The sequence below is a fragment of the Skermanella sp. TT6 genome, from assembly GCF_016653635.2.
Classification (GTDB): domain Bacteria; phylum Pseudomonadota; class Alphaproteobacteria; order Azospirillales; family Azospirillaceae; genus Skermanella; species Skermanella cutis.
This window is the reverse complement of the sequence record NZ_CP067420.1, coordinates 3,006,706-3,028,926: the sequence shown is the minus strand read 5'-3', so window position 1 is coordinate 3,028,926 and position 22,221 is coordinate 3,006,706. Positions and strand designations below refer to the sequence as shown.

At 66.1% G+C, this 22,221-nt stretch carries 20 protein-coding genes and 1 tRNA gene; 15 read left to right on the top strand and 6 right to left on the bottom strand.

Annotated features, from left to right (window positions below):
- Nucleotides 1-211: 211 nt before the first annotated feature.
- The 6 genes from IGS68_RS14310 to IGS68_RS14285 all read left to right on the top strand — a co-directional run bounded on the left by IGS68_RS14310 (nucleotide 212) and on the right by IGS68_RS14285 (nucleotide 5,846).
- Nucleotides 212-667 carry a GatB/YqeY domain-containing protein gene (locus IGS68_RS14310; protein ID WP_201069984.1) on the top strand — a complete coding sequence of 152 codons (456 nt, stop codon included), beginning with the start codon at nucleotides 212-214 and terminating at the stop codon, nucleotides 665-667.
- A gap of 169 nt (nucleotides 668-836) precedes the next feature.
- A complete protein-coding gene (dnaG, locus tag IGS68_RS14305) occupies nucleotides 837-2,699 on the top strand; it encodes a DNA primase (protein WP_201069982.1) in 1,863 nt (620 codons plus the stop codon).
- Nucleotides 2,700-2,828: 129 nt separating this feature from the next.
- The gene (gene rpoD, locus IGS68_RS14300; protein ID WP_201069979.1) at nucleotides 2,829-4,799 is read left to right on the top strand and encodes an RNA polymerase sigma factor RpoD; all 1,971 of its coding nucleotides are present in this window, start codon (nucleotides 2,829-2,831) and stop codon (nucleotides 4,797-4,799) included.
- Nucleotides 4,800-4,912: 113 nt separating this feature from the next.
- Nucleotides 4,913-4,989, top strand: a tRNA-Ile gene (locus IGS68_RS14295).
- Between the two features lie 104 nt (nucleotides 4,990-5,093).
- Nucleotides 5,094-5,363 carry a hypothetical protein gene (locus IGS68_RS14290; protein WP_201069976.1) on the top strand — a complete coding sequence of 90 codons (270 nt, stop codon included), beginning with the start codon at nucleotides 5,094-5,096 and terminating at the stop codon, nucleotides 5,361-5,363.
- Nucleotides 5,364-5,429: 66 nt separating this feature from the next.
- Nucleotides 5,430-5,846, top strand: a complete 417-nt coding sequence (locus IGS68_RS14285; protein ID WP_201069974.1) for a SufE family protein — start codon at nucleotides 5,430-5,432, stop codon at nucleotides 5,844-5,846.
- Between the two features lie 8 nt (nucleotides 5,847-5,854).
- Here IGS68_RS14285 and IGS68_RS14280 read toward each other — a convergent pair whose 3' ends face one another.
- The 3 genes from IGS68_RS14280 to gloB are packed head-to-tail and all read right to left on the bottom strand — an operon-like array spanning nucleotide 5,855 to nucleotide 7,742.
- Nucleotides 5,855-6,313 (bottom strand): cupin domain-containing protein, encoded by a 459-nt coding sequence (locus tag IGS68_RS14280; RefSeq protein ID WP_201069971.1) that lies wholly within the window; start codon nucleotides 6,311-6,313, stop codon nucleotides 5,855-5,857.
- A gap of 9 nt (nucleotides 6,314-6,322) precedes the next feature.
- Complete coding sequence (locus IGS68_RS14275) at nucleotides 6,323-6,934, bottom strand: glutathione S-transferase N-terminal domain-containing protein (RefSeq protein ID WP_201069968.1); 612 nt, start codon at nucleotides 6,932-6,934, stop codon at nucleotides 6,323-6,325.
- Nucleotides 6,935-6,980: 46 nt separating this feature from the next.
- Nucleotides 6,981-7,742 (bottom strand): hydroxyacylglutathione hydrolase, encoded by a 762-nt coding sequence (gene gloB, locus IGS68_RS14270; protein ID WP_201069965.1) that lies wholly within the window; start codon nucleotides 7,740-7,742, stop codon nucleotides 6,981-6,983.
- Nucleotides 7,743-7,827: 85 nt separating this feature from the next.
- Here gloB and IGS68_RS14265 point away from each other — a divergent pair, with 85 nt between their 5' ends.
- The gene (locus tag IGS68_RS14265; protein ID WP_201069962.1) at nucleotides 7,828-8,679 is read left to right on the top strand and encodes a class I SAM-dependent methyltransferase; all 852 of its coding nucleotides are present in this window, start codon (nucleotides 7,828-7,830) and stop codon (nucleotides 8,677-8,679) included.
- Here IGS68_RS14265 and uvrA read toward each other — a convergent pair.
- Nucleotides 8,637-11,492 (bottom strand): excinuclease ABC subunit UvrA, encoded by a 2,856-nt coding sequence (gene uvrA, locus IGS68_RS14260; RefSeq protein ID WP_201069959.1) that lies wholly within the window; start codon nucleotides 11,490-11,492, stop codon nucleotides 8,637-8,639. The genes IGS68_RS14265 and uvrA overlap by 43 nt on opposite strands.
- Nucleotides 11,493-11,728: 236 nt before the next feature.
- Here uvrA and IGS68_RS14255 point away from each other — a divergent pair, with 236 nt between their 5' ends.
- The 4 genes from IGS68_RS14255 to IGS68_RS14240 all read left to right on the top strand — a co-directional run bounded on the left by IGS68_RS14255 (nucleotide 11,729) and on the right by IGS68_RS14240 (nucleotide 15,857).
- Entirely contained in the window at nucleotides 11,729-12,196 is a 468-nt protein-coding gene (locus IGS68_RS14255; RefSeq protein ID WP_201069956.1) for a single-stranded DNA-binding protein, read from the top strand.
- A gap of 158 nt (nucleotides 12,197-12,354) precedes the next feature.
- Entirely contained in the window at nucleotides 12,355-13,803 is a 1,449-nt protein-coding gene (locus tag IGS68_RS14250) for a hypothetical protein (RefSeq protein WP_201069954.1), read from the top strand.
- Nucleotides 13,804-13,916: 113 nt separating this feature from the next.
- Nucleotides 13,917-14,894 carry an SDR family oxidoreductase gene (locus IGS68_RS14245; RefSeq protein WP_201069952.1) on the top strand — a complete coding sequence of 326 codons (978 nt, stop codon included), beginning with the start codon at nucleotides 13,917-13,919 and terminating at the stop codon, nucleotides 14,892-14,894.
- A gap of 150 nt (nucleotides 14,895-15,044) precedes the next feature.
- Complete coding sequence (locus IGS68_RS14240; RefSeq protein ID WP_201069950.1) at nucleotides 15,045-15,857, top strand: YsnF/AvaK domain-containing protein; 813 nt, start codon at nucleotides 15,045-15,047, stop codon at nucleotides 15,855-15,857.
- 30 nt (nucleotides 15,858-15,887) lie between these two features.
- On the opposite strand, the gene IGS68_RS14235 is transcribed toward IGS68_RS14240, so the two are convergent.
- Both IGS68_RS14235 and IGS68_RS14230 read right to left on the bottom strand, forming a co-directional pair.
- Entirely contained in the window at nucleotides 15,888-17,222 is a 1,335-nt protein-coding gene (locus IGS68_RS14235) for a sensor histidine kinase (protein ID WP_201069948.1), read from the bottom strand.
- 171 nt (nucleotides 17,223-17,393) lie between these two features.
- Nucleotides 17,394-18,071, bottom strand: coding sequence for a methyl-accepting chemotaxis protein (locus IGS68_RS14230; RefSeq protein WP_201069946.1), 678 nt, complete (start codon nucleotides 18,069-18,071; stop codon nucleotides 17,394-17,396).
- 373 nt (nucleotides 18,072-18,444) lie between these two features.
- On the opposite strand from IGS68_RS14230, the gene pstS reads away from it, so the two are divergent.
- Genes pstS through pstB form a run of 4 tightly spaced genes read left to right on the top strand, consistent with a single transcriptional unit; the run spans nucleotide 18,445 to nucleotide 22,208 of the window.
- Nucleotides 18,445-19,509, top strand: coding sequence for a phosphate ABC transporter substrate-binding protein PstS (pstS, locus tag IGS68_RS14225; RefSeq protein ID WP_201069942.1), 1,065 nt, complete (start codon nucleotides 18,445-18,447; stop codon nucleotides 19,507-19,509).
- A gap of 28 nt (nucleotides 19,510-19,537) precedes the next feature.
- Complete coding sequence (gene pstC, locus IGS68_RS14220; protein WP_201069939.1) at nucleotides 19,538-20,518, top strand: phosphate ABC transporter permease subunit PstC; 981 nt, start codon at nucleotides 19,538-19,540, stop codon at nucleotides 20,516-20,518.
- A gap of 5 nt (nucleotides 20,519-20,523) precedes the next feature.
- Complete coding sequence (gene pstA / locus IGS68_RS14215) at nucleotides 20,524-21,366, top strand: phosphate ABC transporter permease PstA (RefSeq protein WP_201069936.1); 843 nt, start codon at nucleotides 20,524-20,526, stop codon at nucleotides 21,364-21,366.
- Between the two features lie 2 nt (nucleotides 21,367-21,368).
- The gene (gene pstB, locus IGS68_RS14210) at nucleotides 21,369-22,208 is read left to right on the top strand and encodes a phosphate ABC transporter ATP-binding protein PstB (protein WP_459559313.1); all 840 of its coding nucleotides are present in this window, start codon (nucleotides 21,369-21,371) and stop codon (nucleotides 22,206-22,208) included.
- Nucleotides 22,209-22,221: the final 13 nt, after the last annotated feature.

Below are 22,221 nucleotides of genomic sequence, written 5' to 3'. Positions count from 1 at the left end.
CAACCCGCGGCCGGATCCGAACCTTTGCCCGGAGCCGATCGCGGTTGGAACCGACGGCGTGCGATTAGACCATGGCGGGCGCCCGGTCAATAGGATGCGGTGTCCTTGCGGCGCCGACGGGGCGGGCGGCGGGCATGCCGCGGCGCCGCTGGCGGACCGGGCCGACATTCGCTATCATTCTGTAAAATTTGCTTCACGAGGACTCCACACGATGTTCCGCAGCCGGCTCAACGAGGCCTTGAAAGAGGCGATGCGGTCCAAGAACCAGCGCGCCGTCTCGACGCTGCGCCTGATCCTGGCGGCTCTCAAGGACCGTGACATCGCCGCGCGGGGGCGCGGGGTCACCGACGGGATCGACGAGGACGAGATCCTGTCCATGCTCCAGACCATGATCAAGCAGCGCCGCGAAGCCATCGCCCTGTACGAGCAGGGCGGCAGGCTCGAACTGGCCGAGCAGGAGCGGGAGGAGATCGGGGTCATCGAGACTTTCCTGCCCAAGCAGTTCAGCGAGGACGAGATCCGCGGCGCGGTCGATACCGTGATCAAGGATATCGGCGCGACCGGCATCAAGGACATGGGGCGGACCATGGCCGAGCTGCGCACCCGCTACGCCGGCCAGATGGATTTCGGCAAGGCCAGCGGCTTCGTGAAGGCGTCGCTGGTCTGACGACATTTTCCCGATCCATTTCCTTTATGGCCTGTTAACCAATCATGACTTACCGTTCCGGGGATGCCGGCCCTCGGCAACCGGTCGGCGCGGACCCTTTCCCCGCAATCCCGGAGCGGACCTCGCCATGATCCGGCTATCCAAGTATCGAAGGTGATGCGCAGGCGCCATGGCGTTTCCTCCCCAATTCCTTGAAGAGCTGAGGGCGCGTCTGCCGCTCTCCGACGTGGTCGGGAAACGGATGCGTCTGATCCGGGCGGGTCGGGAATTCAAGGCGCCGTGCCCGTTCCACAACGAGAAGACGCCCAGCTTCTACGTCAACGACCAGAAGGGCTTCTTCCACTGCTTCGGTTGCGGCGCCCACGGCGACATCATCGGGTTCGCGATGCGCCACGACAACCTGGCCTTCCCCGAAGCGGTCGAGCAGCTGGCCTCGGAGGCCGGGTTGCAGGTGCCCCAGGCCACTCCGGAGGATCGGCAACGCTTCGAGCGGCAGAAATCGCTCCATGACCTGGTGGAGGCGACCTGCCGCTGGTTCGAGAAGCAGCTTGTCGGCCCCGGCGGCCATGCCGCGTTCGACTACCTGAAGAGCCGGGGTCTGGACGAGGAGACGATGGTCCGCTTCCGTCTCGGCTTCGCCCCGGCCGACGGCAACGCCCTGCGCGTCCATCTGGCGCGGGAGGGCTTCAAGGAGGAGGATATGCTGGAAGCCGGCGTCGTCAGGGCGTCGGACTATGGCGGCGGCGCCTTCTCCTTCTTCCGCAACCGCGTGATGTTCCCGGTCACCGACCGGCGCGGCCGGGTCGTAGCCTTCGGCGGCCGCATCATGGAAGGCGACGGACCCAAATACATCAACTCCGCCGACAACCCGCTCTTCCACAAGGGCCGGCTGCTCTACAACATGAGCCGCGCCCGGCAGGCGGCGGCCGACGGCCAGCCGATCATCGTGGTCGAAGGCTACATGGACGTCATCGCCCTGGTCCGCGCCGGCTTCGACGGAGCCGTGGCGCCGCTCGGTACGGCCCTGACCGAAACCCAGATCCTGGAACTGTGGAAGCTGGCACCTCCGGGGCGCCGGGTTCCGGTGCTCTGCTTCGACGGAGATCCCGCCGGCCAGCGCGCCGCCCACCGCGCGGTCGAGCGGGTGTTGCCCCACCTGCTGCCGGACCATTCGGTCCGCGTGGCCTTCATGGTCGGCGGCGACGATCCTGACAGCCTGCTGAGGAAGGAAGGGCCGAAGGCCATGCAGCAGGTGCTGGACGGCGCCATGCCGCTGGCCGACGTCCTGTGGCGGATGGAGGAGGAGGGCAGGGTGCTCGATACGCCCGAAGCGCGCGCCGGTCTCCAGGCCGCCCTGGACGAGCGGGTCGGCATGATCGCCGACCGTACCGTGCAGGCGCTCTACCGCGATGAAATGCGCCGACGCTTCTTCGAGAAGTTCCGCGCCCGACCGGCGTTCCAGCCGGGCCAGCGCTTCGCCGGCGGCGGGGGCGGGTTCAAGGGTCGCGGCTTCCGGGCACCGCGCACGACCGATCCGCCGCCCGATTACCAGCGCAGCCGGCCCAGGCCCGCTCGGGAAGGCCGGGAGCGTGTCTTGCTGGCAACACTGCTGAACCACCCCGAACTGTTCGAGGAAGTCGGTGAATCAATAGGTAGCGTGGAGTTGTCGCAGCCCGCGCTGGACCTGCTCCGTCAGGCCGTCGTGTCGGTGCTCAGCGAAAATACCGGGCTTGACGCTGCCGGATTGGGTAGCCACTTGACTGAAATGGGTTTCTCCGACCTGGAAGATGCCATAGGTCCGGCTTCCTTCCTGTATGCCTTTGCCAGGCCCGATGCGACACTGGAGCAGGCCCGGCGAGGCTGGTATGACGTATGGGGGCAGACATATACCGATCATATCAAGTCCGAGCGCCGGGAGGCGACGCAATCCTTCGCCCGCGACATGAATGCCGATAACTGGTCTCGGGTCCGGGCGCTGCTCGAAGCCGAAGCCGGCGCGGCCGAGTTAGACGACCCCGACCTTGAATACTGAGGTCGCCTATGGCAGATGGAGCAGGAGCTTGGGTCAGGCCAAAAAAAGTCAGTCCTGTGTGTGCGGGTGGCGCGGGGCACCGTGGGCCTTGCGTCACGCACGTGTTTTCTAGGCGGGGGCATCATTCGAATGGCCACGAAAGCGACGAACGGCGCGGAAGTGACGGAAAATCGTGAAGAATCAGGCGATGGCCCGCTGATGGACGGCATGGTGCAAGCGGTCAAGAAGATGATCGCCCGCGGCCGGGAGCGCGGGTACGTCACCTATGACGAGATGAACGCCGCTCTTCCGCCCGACCAGTCCTCGTCGGAGCAGATCGAGGACACGATGGCCATGCTCTCGGAGATGGGCATCAACGTCATCGAGAGCGAGGAACAGGACGACAATCAGAACGCCGCCGCCGATGCCGACGGCGAGGCACGGGTCGCCGGGAACCTGGACGACGACGACATCGGCCGCACCGACGACCCCGTGCGCATGTACCTGCGCGAGATGGGATCGGTCGAGCTGCTGTCCCGCGAGGGCGAGATCGCCATCGCCAAGCGGATCGAGGCCGGCCGCGAGCAGATGATCGGCGCCATCTGCGAATCCCCGCTGACGATCCGCGCGATCATCGAATGGCATGACGCCCTCAACGAGGGCAAGATGCTTCTTCGGGACATCATCGACCTGGACGCCACCTATGGCGGCGGCCCCGATGCCGAGGGCATTCCCGTTCCCACCGACGGCGAGGGGGCGCCCGCGCAGGAAGCCGGCGCCGAGGGCGAGGAGTCCGAGGAAGCCCCGATAGGTGCCGAAGGCGAGGGTGAGGGCGAAGGGGAAGGCGAGGAGAACAACCTCTCCCTGTCGGCCATGGAAGCCGCGCTGAAGCCCCAGGTGCTGGAGACCTTCGAGAAGATCGCCGCGACCTACGAGAGGCTGCACAAGATCCAGGAAGCGCGGCTGGCTGCCATCCAGCGCGGAGAGGACCTGGGCAAGAACGACAAGAAGTACGATCGCCTGCGCGCCGAGCTGATCGAGCTGATGAACACCGTGCGTCTCAACAACGCGCGGATCGAACAGCTGGTCGAGCAGCTCTACGGCCTCAACCGTCGCCTCAACGGCATGGAAGGCCGCCTGCTGCGCATGGCCACGGACTGCAAGGTCAAGCGCGAGGACTTCCTGCATCACTATCAGGGCCACGAGCTGGATCCCAACTGGACGGAGAAGATCAAGGGGCTTTCCGGCAAGGCCTGGCCGCGCTTCCTGGAGAAGCATTCGGTCGAGATCGTACGGGTGCGCGAGCAGATCTCGGTCCTGTCGGACGAGTCCGGCCTGCCGATCCAGGAGTTCCGCCGCATCGTCTCCACCGTCCAGAAGGGCGAGAAGGAGGCGAGCCGCGCCAAGAAGGAAATGGTCGAGGCCAACCTGCGGCTGGTGATCTCGATCGCCAAGAAGTACACGAACCGCGGCCTTCAGTTCCTGGACCTGATCCAGGAGGGCAACATCGGCCTGATGAAGGCGGTGGACAAGTTCGAGTACCGCCGCGGCTACAAGTTCTCGACTTACGCGACATGGTGGATCCGGCAGGCGATAACCCGCTCCATCGCCGACCAGGCCCGGACGATCCGCATCCCCGTGCACATGATCGAGACGATCAACAAGCTGGTGCGGACCTCCCGCCAGATGCTGCACGAGATCGGCCGAGAGCCCACGCCCGAAGAACTGGCGGAACGTCTGCTGATGCCGCTGGAGAAGGTCCGCAAGGTCCTGAAGATCGCCAAGGAGCCGATCTCCCTCGAAACGCCGATCGGCGACGAGGAGGATTCGCATCTCGGCGATTTCATCGAGGACAAGAACGCGGTCCTGCCGCTGGACGCCGCGATCCAGGCCAACCTGCGCGAGACCACCACCCGCGTGCTGGCCAGCCTGACCCCGCGGGAGGAGCGCGTGTTGCGCATGCGCTTCGGCATCGGCATGAACACCGACCACACCCTGGAAGAGGTCGGCCAGCAGTTCTCCGTCACCCGCGAACGCATCCGGCAGATCGAGGCGAAGGCGTTGCGCAAGCTGAAGCACCCGAGCCGGTCGCGCAAGCTGCGCAGCTTCCTGGATACCTGAGCCGGCCGGCGGAACGGGAGGCCCGACGTCTCCGGACGATCGAGCCTCCCTCATCGGCAAACATCGGGGTTGCTTTAGGTCGCTTTCGGCGGCACATTCTCGTGCCTCGCGTCGGGCGTGTAGCTCAACTGGTTAGAGCTGGCCGCTCATAACGGTCTGGTTATCGGTTCAAGTCCGGTCACGCCCACCATCCCCCCGCCGCCGCGCCAAGGTGCGAAACCATGGTGCAAAGGCTTGCAAAACTTCAGTTTCGGCCGCACCTTGAATCCATGTGCTGAAGCACGCGGAGGGAGAATGGCGGATACCATCGATCTATCCTCGTTCCGACAGGCGCGCGAAGCCGCGCCGCTGGCGCGGGCCACGAACTCGTTCCTCGCCTTGGCGACCCAGACGAACCACGCCGGCCTGGACACAAAGCTGTTGCTCCAGGCCATGACCATCGCGCTCGCCAAGCTGGTCGTCGAAGTCACCGAGCAGGAAGATGCCGAAAGGGTCGCCCGGCAGATCGGCGACAGCCTTCCGGCACTGGTCGAACACCTCGTCAGGACCGACCCGCCCCATTGAACAGGAGCGGGCTTGCGCCTGGGCCGGCGGGCTGATACGGACCGGTGACCGCCACCAGGAGCCGCCATGACGATCGATGAGTTGATCGAGAACTTCGAGTTGTTCGACGAGTGGGAGGACCGGTACCGCTACGTCATCGATCTGGGGCGCGGCCTGCCGCCGCTGGAAGACCGCTACCATACCGACGCCTTCAAGGTGGAAGGCTGCATGAGTCAGGTCTGGCTGGTGCCTCTGCCGTCCGAGGAACGCCGCATGCGTTTCGCCGCCGATAGCGACAGCGCGATCGTGAAAGGTTTGGCGGCGGTCCTGCTGACCGCCTACTCCGACCGCACGCCGGAGCAGATCCTGGACACCGATCTGGAAGCCATCTTCGCCCGGATCGGCCTGGACCAGCATCTCAGCCCCAATCGGCGCAACGGCTTCTTCTCGATGGTGGAGACCATCAAGGCTTCCGCCAAAGCCCGGATCGCCGCCCGGGACTGACGCACCCGTCAGCCTTTGCCGCCGGCCCGGGGCACCGGGCGCCAGTCCGGCGGAGCCAGCTCGAACCCCGCGAACTCGAACGCCGGCGCCACGGTGCAGCCGACCAGCGTCCAGGCTCCGAGCGAAACCGCGGTCTGCCAGGCACCGGCGGGGACGACGGCCTGGGGGCGCTGCCCCTGGGCGAGCGCCGGTCCCAGATGCATCGCCTCGGCGTCGTGGCCGTTCGGCGAGATCGTGAGGGCCAGCGGCCCACCGGCGTACCAGTGCCAGATTTCCACCGCATCGACCCGGTGCCATGCGGAAAATTCGTCCGCCTGCAGCAGGAAATAGATCACGGTGCAGGCGCCGCGCGAACCGTCCGCCGGCCTGTCTCGGAACGTCTCGACATAATGCCCGCCCTCGGGATGCGGCTGCATCCCGAGAAGACGGATGATCTCCGCGGCGGAGAGATCGCCGATCGGCGGCACCGCGCGCCCTCAGGCCGCCGGAGGCTTGGTGGCCGCGAAGCTGTCGCGGGCGCTTGCCCCGTCGAACCAGGCGCTGAGGGCCGGCCGGCCCTGCCGCCAATCCTCGTGACCGAATCGGAAATCCAGGTATCCGAGCGCCGCGAGCACGGCCAGGGTCCCGATATCGGCCCGGGAGCCGAGTTGGCCGGCCTCCTTCTCCAGCAGGTCGAGGGAGCGGGCGACGGCCCGGCGCTGCCGCTCCATCCAGTCGGTCGAGCGGATCTGCTCCGGCCGATTGCCTTCGAGTCGCCGCAGGATGGCGGCGTCGCAGATGCCGTCGGCCAGCGCCTGGAACCGCAGGGCCGCCCAGCGCTCCTTGCCCGGCGGCGGGAACAGCCGCCCTTCGCCGCCGGAAGCCAGGCTGTCCAGGTATTCGCAGATGACCGGGCTGTCGAACAATGCGGTGCCGTCCTCGACGACCAGGGCCGGAACCTTGCCGAGCGGATTGTCGTCGGGAAGGTCTGTCTCCGGGCTCCAGGCGTCGGTCTTTTCGAGTTCGACCCGGTCCGCGAGGCCCAGTTCATGGATCACCATCATGACCTTGCGCACATAGGGCGAGGTCGCGCTGTAGCGCAGCTTCATGTCGAGTCCTTCCTGGATTGTCTTCTTCGTTGGAACGCGGCGGATGTCAGAAACTATCCTTGCGGCGGCGAATCTCGGCGAAGACCTCGGCCGGATCGGCGCCCGCGAGGCCGAGTTCGGATGCGAGGCCGGAATCGTCGGCACGCAGGAACGGGTTGGTCGCCCGCTCGACGCCCAGAGTCGTCGGTATGGTCGGCTTGCCGGCATCGCGCAGCACGGCGATGTCTGCGGCCCGCTCCTTGAGGGCTGGATTGTCCGGATCGATGCTGACCGCGAAGCGGGCGTTGGACAGCGTGTATTCGTGGCCGCAATAAACCCGCGTGTCCGCCGGCAGGCCGCGCAGCTTCAGGAGGGAGTTCCACATCTGCGCCGGAGTGCCTTCGAACAGCCGGCCGCATCCCAGCGCGAACAGCGTGTCGCCGCTGAACAGGGCCGAAGCGTCGGGGAACCAGAAGGCAACATGGCCGCTGGTATGGCCCGGCGTCTCGAAGACGCGGACCTCGTGGGAGCCGAAATGGTAAGTATCCTCGTCGGCGACGACCACGTCGAGTTCGGGGATCCGTCCGCGATCGGCGGCGGGCCCGATGATGGTACAGCCGAAGCGCTGCTTCAAGACGCCGTTCCCGCCGATATGGTCGGCGTGATGATGGGTGTTGAAGATGTGCGTCGGACGCCAACCTGTTCTATCCAATGCTGCGAGCACCGGTCCGGGCTCGCCGGGATCGACGATGCCGACGGCATCGCTCTGGGGATCCTTGAAAAGGTAGACGTAGTTGTCGCTGAGCGCTGGGATGATCTGGATATCCATGACGAAGAGGTTACCCCATGGCCGTGGGTCAGGCAAAGCCCCGGGCATGACCCCGGCTGTTGTTTCGTGTTAGACTCCGGTCACAATGTATACCGACGCCATTGATCTGCGCGAGTTTTACGAGAGCAGCCTGGGACAGGTAGCCCGGCGGATGATCCGCCGGCGCGTCCGCGAGCTGTGGCCGGACGTCCGCGGCCAGGTGGTCCTGGGCGTTGGCTATGCCGCCCCGTACCTGCGCCCCTTCCGGGACGAGGCGGAGCGCACCATAGCCCTGATGCCGGCGTCGCAGGGCGTCGTCTATTGGCCGGCCGAGGGCCCGGGGCTGTCCGCGCTCGCCGACGAGGCGGAACTGCCGCTGCCGGACATGTCGGTCGACCGGGTGCTGCTGGTCCACGGCCTGGAATGCACCGAACAACTCCGCCCCATGATGCGCGAGATCTGGCGCGTCATGGCCGGGGGCGGCCGGCTGCTGGTGGTGGCGCCGAATCGACGCGGCATCTGGGCGCGGATCGACCGGACGCCGTTCGGCCACGGCAGCCCCTATTCGCCGTCCCAGCTGAAGCATGTCCTTCGGGAGAACATGTTCGTCCCGGAACGCTCGGCCCGCGCCCTGTTCATCCCGCCGATCCGCTCCCGCTTCCTGCTCGGGTCGGCCCCGGCCTGGGAGGAGATCGGAGAGCGCTGGTTCAAGGCCTTCGCCGGCGTCTATCTGCTGGAAGCCAGCAAGCAGATCTATGCCGGCGTGTCGCGCAAGGTGGTGCGCCCCAAGAAGCGCCGCCTGATGGTGCCTATTCCCTCGGGCGCCGGTATGCCGGGCGCCGCCGGCGCCGCCCATGTCGAGCATGTGGACGGCGTGCCGGCGGCGGCTTGCGAGGAGGTTGGCGAAGCGGCCGACTACGCCGACTTCCGTGACTTGCCGACCGGCGCCGGCAGGTAGGGCGCCAGGTATCGGCCGGTGTAGCTGCGCTCCTCCCGCACGACCTTCTCGGGCGGGCCCTCGGCGACGATGTCGCCGCCGCCGGTGCCGCCCTCCGGGCCGAGGTCGATGATCCAGTCCGCGGTCTTGATGACTTCCAAGTTGTGCTCGATCACCACGACGGTGTTGCCTTGGTCGACCAAGGCGTGAAGCACTTCCAGGAGCTTCCGCACGTCCTCGAAATGCAGGCCGGTGGTCGGTTCGTCCAGGATGTAGAGGGTGCGGCCGGTCGCGCGGCGGCTCAGTTCCTTGGCCAGCTTGACCCGCTGGGCCTCGCCGCCGGACAGCGTGGTCGCCGCCTGCCCGACATGGATGTAGCCAAGGCCGACCCGTTCCAGGGTCTGCATCTTGTCGCGGATCGACGGCACCGCCTTGAAGAACTCGGCGCCTTCCTCGACCGTCATGTCCAGCACGTCGGCGATGCTCTTGTCGCGGTACAGGATCTCCAGCGTCTCGCGGTTGTAACGCTTGCCGTGGCAGACATCGCAGGTGACATAGACGTCGGGCAGGAAGTGCATCTCGATCTTCAGCACGCCGTCGCCCTGGCAGGCCTCGCACCGGCCGCCCTTGACGTTGAACGAGAACCGGCCGGGGCCGTAGCCGCGGGCCTTCGCCTCCGGCAGCCCGGCGAACCAGTCGCGGATCGGCGTGAAGGCGCCGGTATATGTCGCCGGGTTGGACCGCGGCGTCCGCCCGATCGGCGACTGGTCGATGTCGATCACCTTGTCCAGGTGCTCGATGCCGTTGATCGCATCATGTTCAGCCGGATGTTCCCGCGCGCCGTTCAGCTTGCGCGCGAGCGACTTGTAGAGTGTCTCGATCACCAGCGTGCTCTTGCCGCCGCCCGACACGCCGGTGACGCAGGTGAAGGTGCCGAGCGGGATCTTCGTGGAAATATCGCGGAGGTTGTTCGACCGTGCGCCGACGACTTCCAGGAACTGGCCCTTGTGGCCCTTGCGCCGCTGGGCCGGCACCGGGACCGCCTTGCGGCCGGTCAGGTAGTCGGCGGTGATGCTGTCGGGGTTCTGCATCACCTCCTCGGGTGTGCCTGCGGCGATCACCTGGCCGCCATGGACGCCAGCGGCCGGCCCCATGTCCACGAGGTAGTCGGCGGCCCGGATCGCGTCCTCGTCGTGCTCGACCACGATCACGGTGTTGCCGATGTCGCGGAGCCGGCGCAGGGTCTCCAGCAGCCGGTCGTTGTCGCGCTGGTGCAGCCCGATCGACGGCTCGTCCAGCACGTACAGGACGCCCGTCAGTCCCGAGCCGATCTGGGAGGCGAGCCGGATCCGCTGGCTCTCGCCGCCGGACAGCGAGCCCGAGTTGCGGCTGAGCGTCAGATAGTCGAGTCCGACATTGTTGAGGAAGCCCAGCCGCTCGTTGATCTCCTTCAGGATCCGGTAGGCGATCTCCTGGTCCTTGGGGCGGAGGTGCTGGTTCAGTTCGCCGAACCATTCGCCGGCCTTCAGGATCGACATCTCGGCGACCTGGCTGATGTGCAGGCCGCGGATCTTGACGGCCAGCGCCTCCGGCTTCAGGCGGGCGCCCTTGCAGGCCTCGCACGGCTGGCTGGACTGGTACTTGCCCAGCTCCTCCTTGACCCAGGCGCTTTCCGTCTCCCGCCAGCGCCGCTCCAGGTTGTTGACGATCCCCTCGAACGCCTTGTTGGTCTCGTAGCTGCGCAGCCCGTCGTCATAGCGCATGGTCACCGGCTTGCCGCCGGAGCCGTAGAGGATGGCCTGCCGGACGTCCTCGGGCAGGTCCTTCCAGGGCTTGGCGGTCGAGACCTTGTAGTGGCGCGCCAAGCTTTCCAGCGTCTGGGCGTAGTACTGCGAGGTCGAGTTGGCCCAGGGCGCGATGGCGCCCTTGTCGAGGGACAGTTCGTCGTTCGGCACGACCATCAGCGGGTCGAAATACAGTTTCTCGCCCAACCCGTCGCACGACGGGCAGGCGCCGAACGGGTTGTTGAACGAGAACAGCCGCGGCTCGATCTCCGGGATGGTGAAGCCGCTCTCGGGACAGGCGAACTTGGCGGAGAAGGTGGTCCGCTCGCCGCCGTCCGCGTTCTCCGCGAAGGCGAGGCCGTCGGCCAGGCCCAGGGCCTGTTCCAGCGAGTCGGCGATCCGGTTGCCCAGCCCCTCGCGCACGACGATCCGGTCGACGACCACCTCGATGTCGTGCTTCAGCTTCTTGTTGAGGGCAGGAGCCTCGTCGATCTCGTACAGCTCCCCGTCGATCTTCACGCGCTGGTAGCCGCGCTTGGACAGGTCCTGGAGTTCCTTGCGGTACTCGCCCTTGCGCCCGCGCACGATCGGGGCCAGCAGCAGCAGGCGCGTCCCCTCCGGCATGTCCATGATCCGGTCGACCATCTGGCTGACCGTCTGGCTTTCGATCGGCAGGCCGGTCGCGGGCGAGTAGGGGACCCCGACTCGGGCGAACAGCAGCCGCATATAGTCGTAGATCTCGGTCACGGTGCCGACGGTGGAGCGCGGGTTCCGCGACGTGGTCTTCTGCTCGATCGAGATCGCGGGCGACAGCCCCTCGATCGAGTCCACGTCCGGCTTCTGCATCAACTCCAGGAACTGGCGCGCGTAGGCCGACAGGCTTTCGACATAACGTCGCTGCCCCTCGGCGTAGATGGTGTCGAACGCCAGCGAGGATTTGCCGGACCCGCTCAGGCCGGTGATCACCACCAGCTTGTCGCGCGGCAGATCCACGTCGATGTTCTTCAAATTATGTTCCCGCGCGCCGCGGACCGTGATAGATTTGTTCATGAGATGTTCTTACCAGGAAGACCGGTCGAGGGGAAGCGACAAACCACAGACATATGTGCGATGCGGGAGCGAATTGCGACTCCCGGCTCGGCAGATCTGAGGTGCGAATCCCGGGACGCGGATCGGGCGGCCGGGGGCGGAACGGGAGAGACGAGGCCGGCCGTTGCGTTCCGGACCTCTCCCGCCTACGGTATGGACATCACCGCGCCACCGGCGGATCAGGAGTTAGAGAGACCATGAACGTATGGACATTCAGCGGCCGCGTCGGCGCCGATGCGGAATTGAGGACCACCCAGAGCGGCGAGAAGGTGCTGAGCTTCCGGGTGGCCAACGACGTCGGGTTCGGCGACCGCAAGACGACCCAGTGGGTCGACTGCTCCATGTGGGGCAGGCGTGCCGAATCGGTCGCCAACTATGTAAAGAAGGGCGACAAGGTCGTGGTCAGCGGCGAACTGAAGCTGGAGGAGTTCCAGCGCCGCGACGGCACCCCCGGCTCCAAGCTTTCCGTCCGCGTCGCCGAGATGGACCTCGGCAGCAAGCAGGGTGAAGGCGGCGGAGGCGGCTACGAGGGTGGCGGCGGCTACGGCGGAGGTGGCGGCGGCGGCGGTTATGGCGGCGGCGACCGGGGCGGCTCGGGCGGCGGCAGCCGTGGCGGCAGCAAGCCGGCTTTCGACCAGGATCTGGACGACGAGATCCCGTTCTAAGCCGCCGACCATAGGCTGAACGACGCGAGCCGTTTTTTTTTGGGGCTCCCCCGCCTGGGCGGGGGAGCTCTTTCCATTGGTTCCGGGTTGACCAACCGGCGGGGCTGTGGCTGTTTCGCCCCGGACTTCACCGCACGGAACCAGGATCGGCCGGGAGTTTGCGACCTTATCTGTTCATCCCGGCCCTCGGGCTGGTTCTGGCGGCTTTCGCCCTCAATGCGGCAAGCGTCTTCCCGAACGGCTTCGTGGAAGACGACGGCTATTTCTACAGCAGGATCGCCTACAACATCGGTGTCCACGGCCTCTCCAGTTTCGACGGGGTGTCGGTCACCAGCGGCTATCATCTGCTCTGGGGATGGCTGCTCGCGGCGATCAGCTGGACAGTCGGCCTCGTCACGCCCTTGATCGCGGTCCATCTGTTCGCCCATCTCGCGGCTTTCTACAGCCTGATCCTGCTGGCGAGCTGGGAAGCCGCGCGGCGGCCGGTCGCGGCGGTCGCGGTCGCGGCCCTGCTGCTGACCTCCAGCGCATTGATGGAAACGGGACTGCTGGCACTGCTCCTGGCGATCCTTTTCAGATCCTTCCTAGCCGAGGATGACGAGCGGGCTCCGGTCCCGATTCCGATGGTCCTGCCGGCCGGTCTCGTCCCGCTCGTCCGGATCGACGCCGCCGTCATCATGGCGGTCCTGGTCCTGTACCTGCTGATCCGCCGACGGCGGGCCGGCATCGTCCTGGCCTTGGCGGTCGCGACCGGCTGCGTCGCTCAGTTCGCATTGATGAAGGGGATATTCGGCGAGTTCTATTCGGTGTCCTCGTTCCTGAAGGTCAGCGCGGATACCCATGACACCGGCCTGATCGCCCATATCAGGGACAATATCTTCGCGTCGTCCGGGCAGCTGGCACGCTTCGGCTGCTTGGCCCTGTTGCTCGCCTGCTGCCTGGTCACCATCACCGGGGCGGAGACCCGCGAACAGATGATGCGGCGCACGGCCGTGGTGGCTTCGGTCCTGGCTTTCTTCATGCCATTGCTCGTCCTCGTCGATGTCCGAAGCTGGTACTTCGTCGTCCCGTTCCTCGGCCTTGTCGTGGTGGCCTGCCAGCCGTTCCGGACCGGCCGGGAGCGTTCCGGGACATCCTGGGACCTCGCGCTGGGACTGGCGGCGCTCTTCCTGGCGCTCAACCTTGCCGGCCGCGTCCAGTATTATGCCGGTTTCCGCGCAGACCAGCTCGCCAGCGCCGAACTGATCCGAGCCATCCATCTTTCAGTCCCCGCCGCCGCCCGGATATACCAGATCGACGGCAGCGGGTTCGTCGGCTATTTCGCCGACCGGACCCTGATAAACGGCGACGGCCTGGTGAACAGCTACGACTACGCCCGGCGGCTGCGGTCCGGTTCCCTGGGTGGATACCTGGAAGAAATGGATGTCTGCTACCTCGTGACCAACGTGGCCGAGCCGCCGGTCGATCCGGGTGCGGCGGTCATCGGGATCGGCGGTCTGGTCGTCAGGCGCGGCGAGGTGGACCACGTCTATTCCCGGCCGGACCGGAACGTGAATCCCTATGCGAGGTTCAACCTGTATCGTCTCCGGCGCGCCGATTGCCTGTGATATTCAAGATCGGAACCAAGCCATAAGGAGCCCTGTTGTCGGCCCATGCTGCATTGCAGCGCACGCTGTTGCGATGCTTTCCTGGCAACCGATAACATCGAAGGGTTTTTCCAATGCCTTCACATCCCGACTTTCCCGTCGTCGTGATCACGGGAGCTTCGAGCGGTATTGGACGCGCGACGGCCCATGCCTTCGCCCGACAGGGTGCGACGGTGGTACTGGCCGCGCGGCGCGCGGAAATGCTGCGCGAGGTGGAGCGCGAATGCCTCGACCTGGGGGGAAGTGCCCTGGCTGTGCCGACCGACACGACCGATGAGGACCAGGTCGAGAGACTGGCTTCGAGGGCGCTGGAGCATTTCGGCCGGATCGACGTCTGGTTCAACAATGCCGGGGTCGGGGTCTTCGGCAGGTTCGAGGATATCCCGTCCGACGTCTGGCGCCGGGTGATCGAGACGAACCTGTTCGGCTATGTCCATGGCGCCAAGGCGGCGATGCGCCAGTTCCGCGCCCAAGGCCACGGCGTGCTGATCAACAATGCCTCGATCGTCGGCCGGCTGGCGAAGCCCGACTCGACGGCCTACGCCACCAGCAAGTTCGCGGTCAGGGGCTTCTCCGAAGCCTTGAGGCAGGAAGTGCTTGATCAGCACGATATCCACATCTGCACGATCCTGCCATCGGTGATCGACACGCCTTTCTTCCACCACGCCGCCAACTTCAGCCATCATCGCGTGCGCGCCGCTCCGCCGGTCTATACGCCGGAAAAGGTGGCGCGGACCGTGGTCGGGCTGGTCGAGCATCCGCGCGCCGAAGTGATCATCGGCGGGATCGGCAAGGTCGCCGCTATCCAGAAGCGGCTCGCTCCGTCCCTGATGACCCGGATCAACGGCCGGGCGCTGAACTATGGCTTCCTCGCGGACGAGCCGAGCGACGAGACGACCGGAACGCTGTTCGAACCCATGCGGGACGGGCAGGGCGTCCATGGCGGCTGGCGGAAGGGCTACAACAACGGCGGCGTTCCGTTGGCCGCCCTGACACTGCTGGCGCTGCCGATCGGGCTCGCCTTCCTGCTTCGCGGCCGGCGGGCCTACTGACCGCCCGCTCCGCGACATCAAATCAAGCAATCTTGCCGTGTGTTAGAGACGATCTGGCGATTGCATCTGTTGACGGTCCATCGATGCCTCGGCCCGGTGACGGATCGGGGCACGGCAGGACTTCAATGAACCATAAAGAGGACGCCGAACATGGCTCGCTACACCATCGTGACGATGTTCCGGGATCGGGACGTCATTGGCACCGTGCAGCAGGAACTGCGCAATTCGGGCGTGGACCTGCATGATGGCCAGATGCTCGACCGCGACCAGGGTGACGTCGAGAGCGAACTGGTTCGCCGCCGCGTCGACGGTGGCGATATCCGCCATTACATGCGCGGCGTGGAAAAGGGCTATCCGCTTCTGGTAGGGACCGTGGACGAGGCGGACCTTCAGCGCGCCGTGGACATCCTGGACAACCACGGTCCGGTGGACATGCGTGACGGCGCCGGTCTGGGCGCCGGTGACGCCGACACGGTGACGGACCGGACGGCATTCGCCTCCGGCGGCCAGACCTCCGATACCGGGCTTTCGGCCGCCGCGAGCGGCCTGCGGGACGTGAACGAGTCCGCCGACATCGACCGCCGGACCGGCACCGCCGAGCAGGAAGAGGTGATCCCGATCGCCGAGGAGGAACTCCGGATCGGCAAGCGGGCGGTGGAGCGCGGCGGCGTCCGGGTCCGCAGCTACGTGGTCGAGACCCCGGTGGAGGAGTCCGTGCGGCTCCGCGACGAGACCGTCCATGTGGATCGACGCGCGGTGGATCCGAACCGACAGGCGACCGACGCCGACTTCCAGGAGCGCGTCGTCGAGCTTCGGGAGACCGACGAGGAAGCGGTCGTCAGCAAGCAGACCCAGGTCACCGGGGAAGTGGTCGTCCGCAAGGATGTCGAGGAGCGGGAAAAGACCATCTCGGACACGGTTCGCCGCACCGAGGTCGACATAGACAAGGGGCCTGTCCGCTAAGGCACGGGTTCGTCCAACGGCGCGAACGACTTATGGCGGAGGCTTGGGCACCTCCGCCATATCCATGGGGACAGTGATCGCGAACATCGATCCATGATCGGGCCGGGAGCAGACGGACACCGGGTGATCGAGCAGGGCCGCGGTCCGCCGGACGATCGAGAGGCCCAGGCCGACCCCTCGGAAGTCCGCCTGCTCCATCTGGTCGATGCGCCGGAATTCCTCGAAGATGTCCTCCAGCCGGTCGGCGGGAATGCCGATGCCGGTGTCCCAGACCTCGATGCGGATATGCCCGCCGCGGCGGCGGCAGGCCAGAAGGATCCTTCCCTCGGCCGTGTAGCGTACCGCGTTCGCCAGCAGGTTGGCGATGATCTGGTGCAGCAGCACCGGGTCGCTGAGGATCGCCCCGTCGCACCGGCGGACCGTGAGTGTCAGGCCGCGGTTGCCGGCGAGCGGGCGGAACTCGTCGCCCAACCGCTCGAGCAGTTCGTCCAGGGCGAAGGAGGCGGGACGGGCCTGGACCGCCCCGCTCTCCAGCCTCGACAGGTCCAGGAGGCCCGCCAGCATCCGCTCGCCGGACTGGTGGGCCTTCATCAGGTTGCGCACCAGCTCATGATCGGGCGTTCCGGCGAACCTCTTGTCGAGCAGGTCGATGAACAGCCGCATCGCCTGGAAGGGCTGCCCCATGTCGTGGCTTGCGGCGGCCAGGAACCGTGTCTTGGCCTGATTGGCGCGGTCGGCCTCGTCGCGGGCTATGCGGAGGTCGGCGGTGCGCTGTTCTACCTGGCGCTCCAGGGTGCCGAGAACGGACGAAAGCTCGTCGGCGAGATGGACCTTGTCGAGCCTGAGCAGCAGCATCTCGCGGATCCACCGGTTCAGCTTCCACGCGGCGGTCCACAGGCCGCATGTGAATACCAGCCCGAGCGCCGCCATGCCGAGATTGACGTTGCTGCCTTCCACAGCCAGGCGGACGACCAGGGGCAGCATGCACGGCAGCAGGAACGCCGTCACCACCGGCATCAGCGGCGAGAGGGTCGCGACCGCGCCGGCGGCCATACCGCCCAGCACGAAGGCGACGAACATCCGGTAGATCAGCGGCTCGGGCATGAGCAAGACCAGGCCGAACCCCCAGATGAAGCCGGACACGCCGGACGCGAGGGCGAGCCTGGGAACCATCCGGTCGGGTTCGAGGCGCACCGCCGCGTCGCGCCCCAGCCAGTTCAGTTGCGCGAAACGGAGGCCGGTCAGGCCGATCAGCAGGCCTGCCCACAGGATGGCATGGCCCGGCCTCACCGCCGGTGAGAGGACCAGTACGACCAGAACGGGGTTGGCCAGGTTCGCGAACAGGACAAGGGGAAGTTGCTTCACGACCAGCGAGACCTGCTCTCGTCGGACATCGAAAGGCTGGCCATTCCGGTCCGTGCCCCCACTGGCCTTGCCCATCGCGCCGCTGCCCCGTTCGTGACATCGGCTTTGATCATACAATGCCGAATAATCGCGGTGATCTCTTTTTTGACAGACTTCCTTCGCCGCGATCCGTCACGGCGGTGACGGCTCGGTCGCGGCGGCGGGGGCGATACGCCGGCCGGTCCAGTCGGCGAGACGGACGACCTTGCTCCTGTCCGAAACGATGCCGTCCACCATGTCCTGCATGTCGGAAACGACGGTGTCGACCTCGTCCATGGTTGCCGATACGCTGGCCGACAGGTCGTTGATCTCCCGTATGTGATTGCCGATCTCGACCATGGAGTGCCGGGTCTCGCCGGCGATGCTCCGGGCCGCCGAGGCCGCGGGGGCGAAACCCTTGCCGGACTGGGCATGGCGTGCGGTTTGGATCATGCTGTCGAGAGCAAGGAGATTGGTTCGCGCCGCGATGTCCTGCGTGGCCTGCGTCGCCTTCGCGATCCGGCCCAGGCTGCTGTTCAGGGCGCCGAGCGTATTCCGGACCCGCTCCCGCAGATCGTCGAAGCGCTCCCGGAACGGCACTGCCGGAGCATCGGGGGCCGGCGGACAGGGCTGTCGTCGGCGAACGATCCAGATGACGGCGGCGCCCAGGCATGCGACCGCGGTGGTACCGCCGAGCGATGCCGCGATCGCCGCACCATGGGGCATTCCGGCCAGGACGAGGACGCCGCCGAGGGTCGACGCTGCCACGCTCCAGACCGCCAGGACCAGCAGGTTCCGCCAGGGCACCCCGTGAGCGCCTTCCCTGCGCATCGACACCCTCCGTTCTCCGGCATGGTGCCGGCCGCACATGCCGGAGAGTGTAGCGCATATTCTTTCTTAAGGGTTAATCATGAAGGGAAGAGTAGCGCCAGTGGGCTATGGCGGTCATCGGTCGATCTGCTAGGTTCGCGCCGGCCGGTATCGAGATCACGGGCAGGGCTGGTCATTCGCCGTAATCGTCCATGCCGGAATAGATGCGGTTCCGGCCTATAGCAGTTTCGCATCCACGCAGTTTGGGTGTTCTAAATAAATATAAAATACCATATGAAGTTTTGGTTAACACTGCTTTGGGGTGGTCGGTTATTGCTCGAAATTTGTTATGAACCCGAATGCCTATGACCTTCATGATGAGCGAGAGGATTTGATGAGCATCATCAGCAAGACCGTCATCCGCAGCGCAATAGCCGGGCTTGCCGGCATCGTGCTTGGGTCTTCGGCATATGCGCAGAATATCTCCGGCGCCGGCGCCACCTTCCCGTTTCCGGTCTATTCCCGCTGGGCGCAGGCCTATCAGCAGGAGACCGGTACCAGCATCAACTATCAGGCGATCGGCTCGGGCGGCGGCATCCGCCAGATCAGGGAGCGGACCGTAACCTTCGGCGCCTCCGACAGTCCGCTGAAGCCTGAGGAGCTCGAGCAGGCCGGCTTGGTCCAGTTCCCGATGATCATGGGCGGCGTGGTTCCGGTCGTGAACATTCCGGGCGTTCAGCCCGGCCAGCTCAAGCTCGACGGGCCGACCCTCGCCAATATCTATCTGGGCGAGATCACGAGCTGGGACGACGATGCCATCAAGGCGCTCAATCCCGACCTTCAGCTTCCCAGCCTGGCGATCGCCCCGGTCTACCGCTCCGACGGGTCGGGCACCAACTTCCTGTTCACCAACTACCTGAACCAGGTCAGCGACGACTTCAAGCAGCAGGTGGGCAGCGCCACGTCGGTCCAGTGGCCGACCGGGCTCGGCGCCCGCGGCAACGAAGGCGTGGCGGCCCAGACCGGGCAGACCCGCGGCGCAATCGGTTATGTGGAATACGCTTACGCCAAGCAGAACAACATGACCAACGCGCTCCTGCAGAGCCAGAGCGGCGAATGGGTCGAGCCGAGCAGCCAGAGCTTCCAGGCCGCTGCCGCGTCCGCCGACTGGAGTTCCAGCCCGGGCTACTACGTCATCCTGACCAACCAGCCAGGCCCCCAGAGCTGGCCGATCACCGGCGCCAGCTTCATCCTGATGCACCGTCAGCCGCAGGACCCCGCCGCTGCCCGGTCGGCTCTCCAGTTCTTCGACTGGGCCTATGTCAACGGCAAGCAGATGGCGGACGAGCTGGACTATGTTCCGATGCCCGACAACGTCGTCCAGATGGTCGAGCAGACCTGGACCGAGGACTTCGCCCAGGTGAACGGCGAGCCCCTGTGGACCGGCGGCAAGCGGTAACGAGAACGCCGACCTGGACGCGAAAAAGATGACCGACACCGCCATCAGGGCCCAGGGCCGCATCCTCAGCGGCAGCCAGGCCAAACGCCAGAGCATTCTGGACAAGGCATTCAAGTCCGCCACGGCGTTCTTCGCCCTGCTTGTCCTGGTGATCCTAGGCGGCGTTTTCGTCTCCCTGGTGCAGGGCGCCCTTCCGGCGCTCGGCGCCTTCGGGTTCGGATTCGCCACCACGGAGGTCTGGAACCCCGTCACCGAACGCTTCGGCGCGCTGGCTCCGATCTACGGAACGCTGATGACAGCCCTGATCGCCATGGCGGTCGGCATCCCCATCAGCTTCGGCATCGCCGTGTTCCTCACCGAACTGGCGCCGCCGTGGCTGAAGCGTCCGGTCGGCATCGCGATCGAGCTGCTGGCCGGCATTCCCAGCATCATCTACGGCATCTGGGGGCTGTTCGTCTTTGCTCCAGTCTTCCAACAGACCCTCCAGCCGTTCCTGATCGGCACCATCGGCCAGGTCCCGGTGATCGGCAACCTGTTCTCCGGCCCACCCTTCGGGATCGGCATCTTCACCGCCGGGCTGATCCTCGGGATCATGGTGCTGCCGTTCATCACCTCGATCATGCGCGACGTGTTCGAGACCGTGCCTCCCATGGTCAAGGAGTCCGCCTACGGCCTGGGCGCCACCACCTGGGAGGTGGTCTGGAAGGTCGTCCTGCCCTATACCCGCGTCGGCGTGGTCGGCGGCGTCATGCTGGGCCTGGGCCGGGCGCTCGGCGAGACGATGGCCGTGACCTTCGTGGTCGGCAACGCCCATCGCATCGGCAATTCGCTGATGGCGCCGGGCACGACGATTTCCGCCGCGATAGCCAACGAGTTCAACGAGGCGGTCGGCGAACTCTACATCTCGTCGCTGATCGCCCTGGGCCTGATCCTCTTCTTCATCACCTTCACCGTGCTGGCGCTGGCCAAGATCATGCTGCTGCGCATGCAGAAGCGGGCGGGAGGCTGACCGACATGAACATCTATGCACGGCGCCAACTCACCAACCGGGTGGCGCTCGGCCTGTCGATGGCCGCGGCGGCCTTCGGCATCTTCTGGCTGGTCGCGATCCTCTGGACGCTGTTCTACAACGGGCTGACCGCGCTGGCGCCCAGCATCTTCACGCTCAGCACGCCGCCCCCCGGAGTCCCAGGCGGCCTGATCAACGCGATCTACGGCAGCGTCGTGATGACCCTGCTGGCGACCCTGATCGGCACGCCGGTCGGGATCCTGGCCGGCACCTATCTGGCGGAGTACTCCCGCGGCAACCTGCTCGGGCAGGTCATCCGATTCATCAACGACATCCTGCTGAGCGCGCCGTCGATCATCATCGGCCTCTTCATCTACGGCGTCATGGTCGCCCCCATGGGCCATTTCTCGGCCTGGGCGGGCGCCGTCGCCCTGTCGGTCATCGTGATACCGGTCGTGGTCCGCACGACCGAGGACATGCTGAACCTGGTGCCCGCCAGCCTGCGGGAGGCCGCGGCGGCGCTTGGGGCCCCGCAATGGAAGGTGATCGTGATGATCGCCTACCGCGCCGCGCGGAACGGCATGATCACCGGCGTGCTGCTGGCGGTCGCGCGGATCAGCGGCGAGACGGCGCCGCTGCTGTTCACGTCGCTCAGCAACCAGTTCTGGAGCACCGACATGAACGCGCCGATGGCGAACCTCCCGGTCGTCATCTTCCGCTTCGCCCTCAGCCCTTACGAGGACTGGCAGCAGTTGGCCTGGGCAGGCGCCCTGCTGATCACCGTCACGATCCTCATCATCAACATCACCGCCCGCGTGCTCGCGGGACTCGGATCGAAGGGACGCTGACCATGCAAGAAGCCCGCTTCACCGCCACGGCCGGGCGCCAGGTGCCGGTCGAGTCCATGCCGGCCGGCGTGGCGTCGGACGGCAAGATGGCCGAGAAGATCTCCGTCAGGAACCTCAGCTTCTTCTACGGGGACTACGAGGCGCTCAAGAACATATCCCTTCCCCTGTACGATCGGAAGGTCACGGCGTTCATCGGCCCGTCCGGCTGCGGCAAGTCAACTTTGCTGCGCATCCTCAACCGGATCTACGACCTGTACCCGAAGCAGCGGGCGGTCGGGGAGGTGCTGCTGGACGGCGAGAACATCCTGGGACCGGGCATCGACCTGAACCTGCTGCGGGCGAAGATCGGCATGGTTTTCCAGAAGCCGACGCCGTTCCCGCTCAGCATCTACGACAACATCGCCTTCGGCATCCGGCTCTACGAGAAGCTGCCGCGCGACGAGATGGACGGCCGGGTCGAGCAGGCGCTGCGCCGGGCGGCCTTGTGGACCGAAGTGAAGGACAAGCTGAACCAGAGCGGCCTGAGCCTGTCGGGCGGCCAGCAGCAGCGCCTGTGCATCGCCCGCGCCGTCGCGGTCAATCCGTCGGTGCTCCTTATGGACGAGCCCGCCTCGGCGCTGGACCCGATCTCGACGTCCAAGATCGAGGAACTGATCGACGAGCTGAAGGCCGACTACTGCATCTGCATCGTCACCCACAACATGCAGCAGGCGGCGCGCGCGTCCGACTTTACGGCCTTCATGTATCTGGGCGAACTGATCGAGTACGGTGTGACCGAGGACCTGTTCACCGCCCCCAAGCAGAAGCGCACCGAGGAGTACGTGACCGGCCGGTTCGGTTGATCGGCCGGAGCCG

Excerpts from the sequence above, each read along its gene's own strand:
- IGS68_RS14310 (WP_201069984.1), top strand. The coding sequence starts at position 212 with ATGTTCCGCAGCCGGCTCAACGAGGCCTTGAAAGAGGCGATGCGGTCC.
- IGS68_RS14265 (WP_201069962.1), top strand. The coding sequence starts at position 7,828 with ATGTATACCGACGCCATTGATCTGCGCGAGTTTTACGAGAGCAGCCTG.
- pstS (WP_201069942.1), top strand. The coding sequence starts at position 18,445 with ATGAGCATCATCAGCAAGACCGTCATCCGCAGCGCAATAGCCGGGCTT.
- dnaG (WP_201069982.1), top strand. The coding sequence starts at position 837 with ATGGCGTTTCCTCCCCAATTCCTTGAAGAGCTGAGGGCGCGTCTGCCG.
- uvrA (WP_201069959.1), bottom strand. The coding sequence starts at position 11,492 with ATGAACAAATCTATCACGGTCCGCGGCGCGCGGGAACATAATTTGAAG.
- gloB (WP_201069965.1), bottom strand. The coding sequence starts at position 7,742 with ATGGATATCCAGATCATCCCAGCGCTCAGCGACAACTACGTCTACCTT.
- pstA (WP_201069936.1), top strand. The coding sequence starts at position 20,524 with ATGAACATCTATGCACGGCGCCAACTCACCAACCGGGTGGCGCTCGGC.
- IGS68_RS14245 (WP_201069952.1), top strand. The coding sequence starts at position 13,917 with ATGCCTTCACATCCCGACTTTCCCGTCGTCGTGATCACGGGAGCTTCG.
- IGS68_RS14285 (WP_201069974.1), top strand. The coding sequence starts at position 5,430 with ATGACGATCGATGAGTTGATCGAGAACTTCGAGTTGTTCGACGAGTGG.
- IGS68_RS14255 (WP_201069956.1), top strand. The coding sequence starts at position 11,729 with ATGAACGTATGGACATTCAGCGGCCGCGTCGGCGCCGATGCGGAATTG.
- IGS68_RS14230 (WP_201069946.1), bottom strand. The coding sequence starts at position 18,071 with ATGCGCAGGGAAGGCGCTCACGGGGTGCCCTGGCGGAACCTGCTGGTC.
- IGS68_RS14275 (WP_201069968.1), bottom strand. The coding sequence starts at position 6,934 with ATGAAGCTGCGCTACAGCGCGACCTCGCCCTATGTGCGCAAGGTCATG.
- IGS68_RS14240 (WP_201069950.1), top strand. The coding sequence starts at position 15,045 with ATGGCTCGCTACACCATCGTGACGATGTTCCGGGATCGGGACGTCATT.
- pstC (WP_201069939.1), top strand. The coding sequence starts at position 19,538 with ATGACCGACACCGCCATCAGGGCCCAGGGCCGCATCCTCAGCGGCAGC.
- pstB (WP_459559313.1), top strand. The coding sequence starts at position 21,369 with ATGCAAGAAGCCCGCTTCACCGCCACGGCCGGGCGCCAGGTGCCGGTC.
- rpoD (WP_201069979.1), top strand. The coding sequence starts at position 2,829 with ATGGCCACGAAAGCGACGAACGGCGCGGAAGTGACGGAAAATCGTGAA.
- IGS68_RS14290 (WP_201069976.1), top strand. The coding sequence starts at position 5,094 with ATGGCGGATACCATCGATCTATCCTCGTTCCGACAGGCGCGCGAAGCC.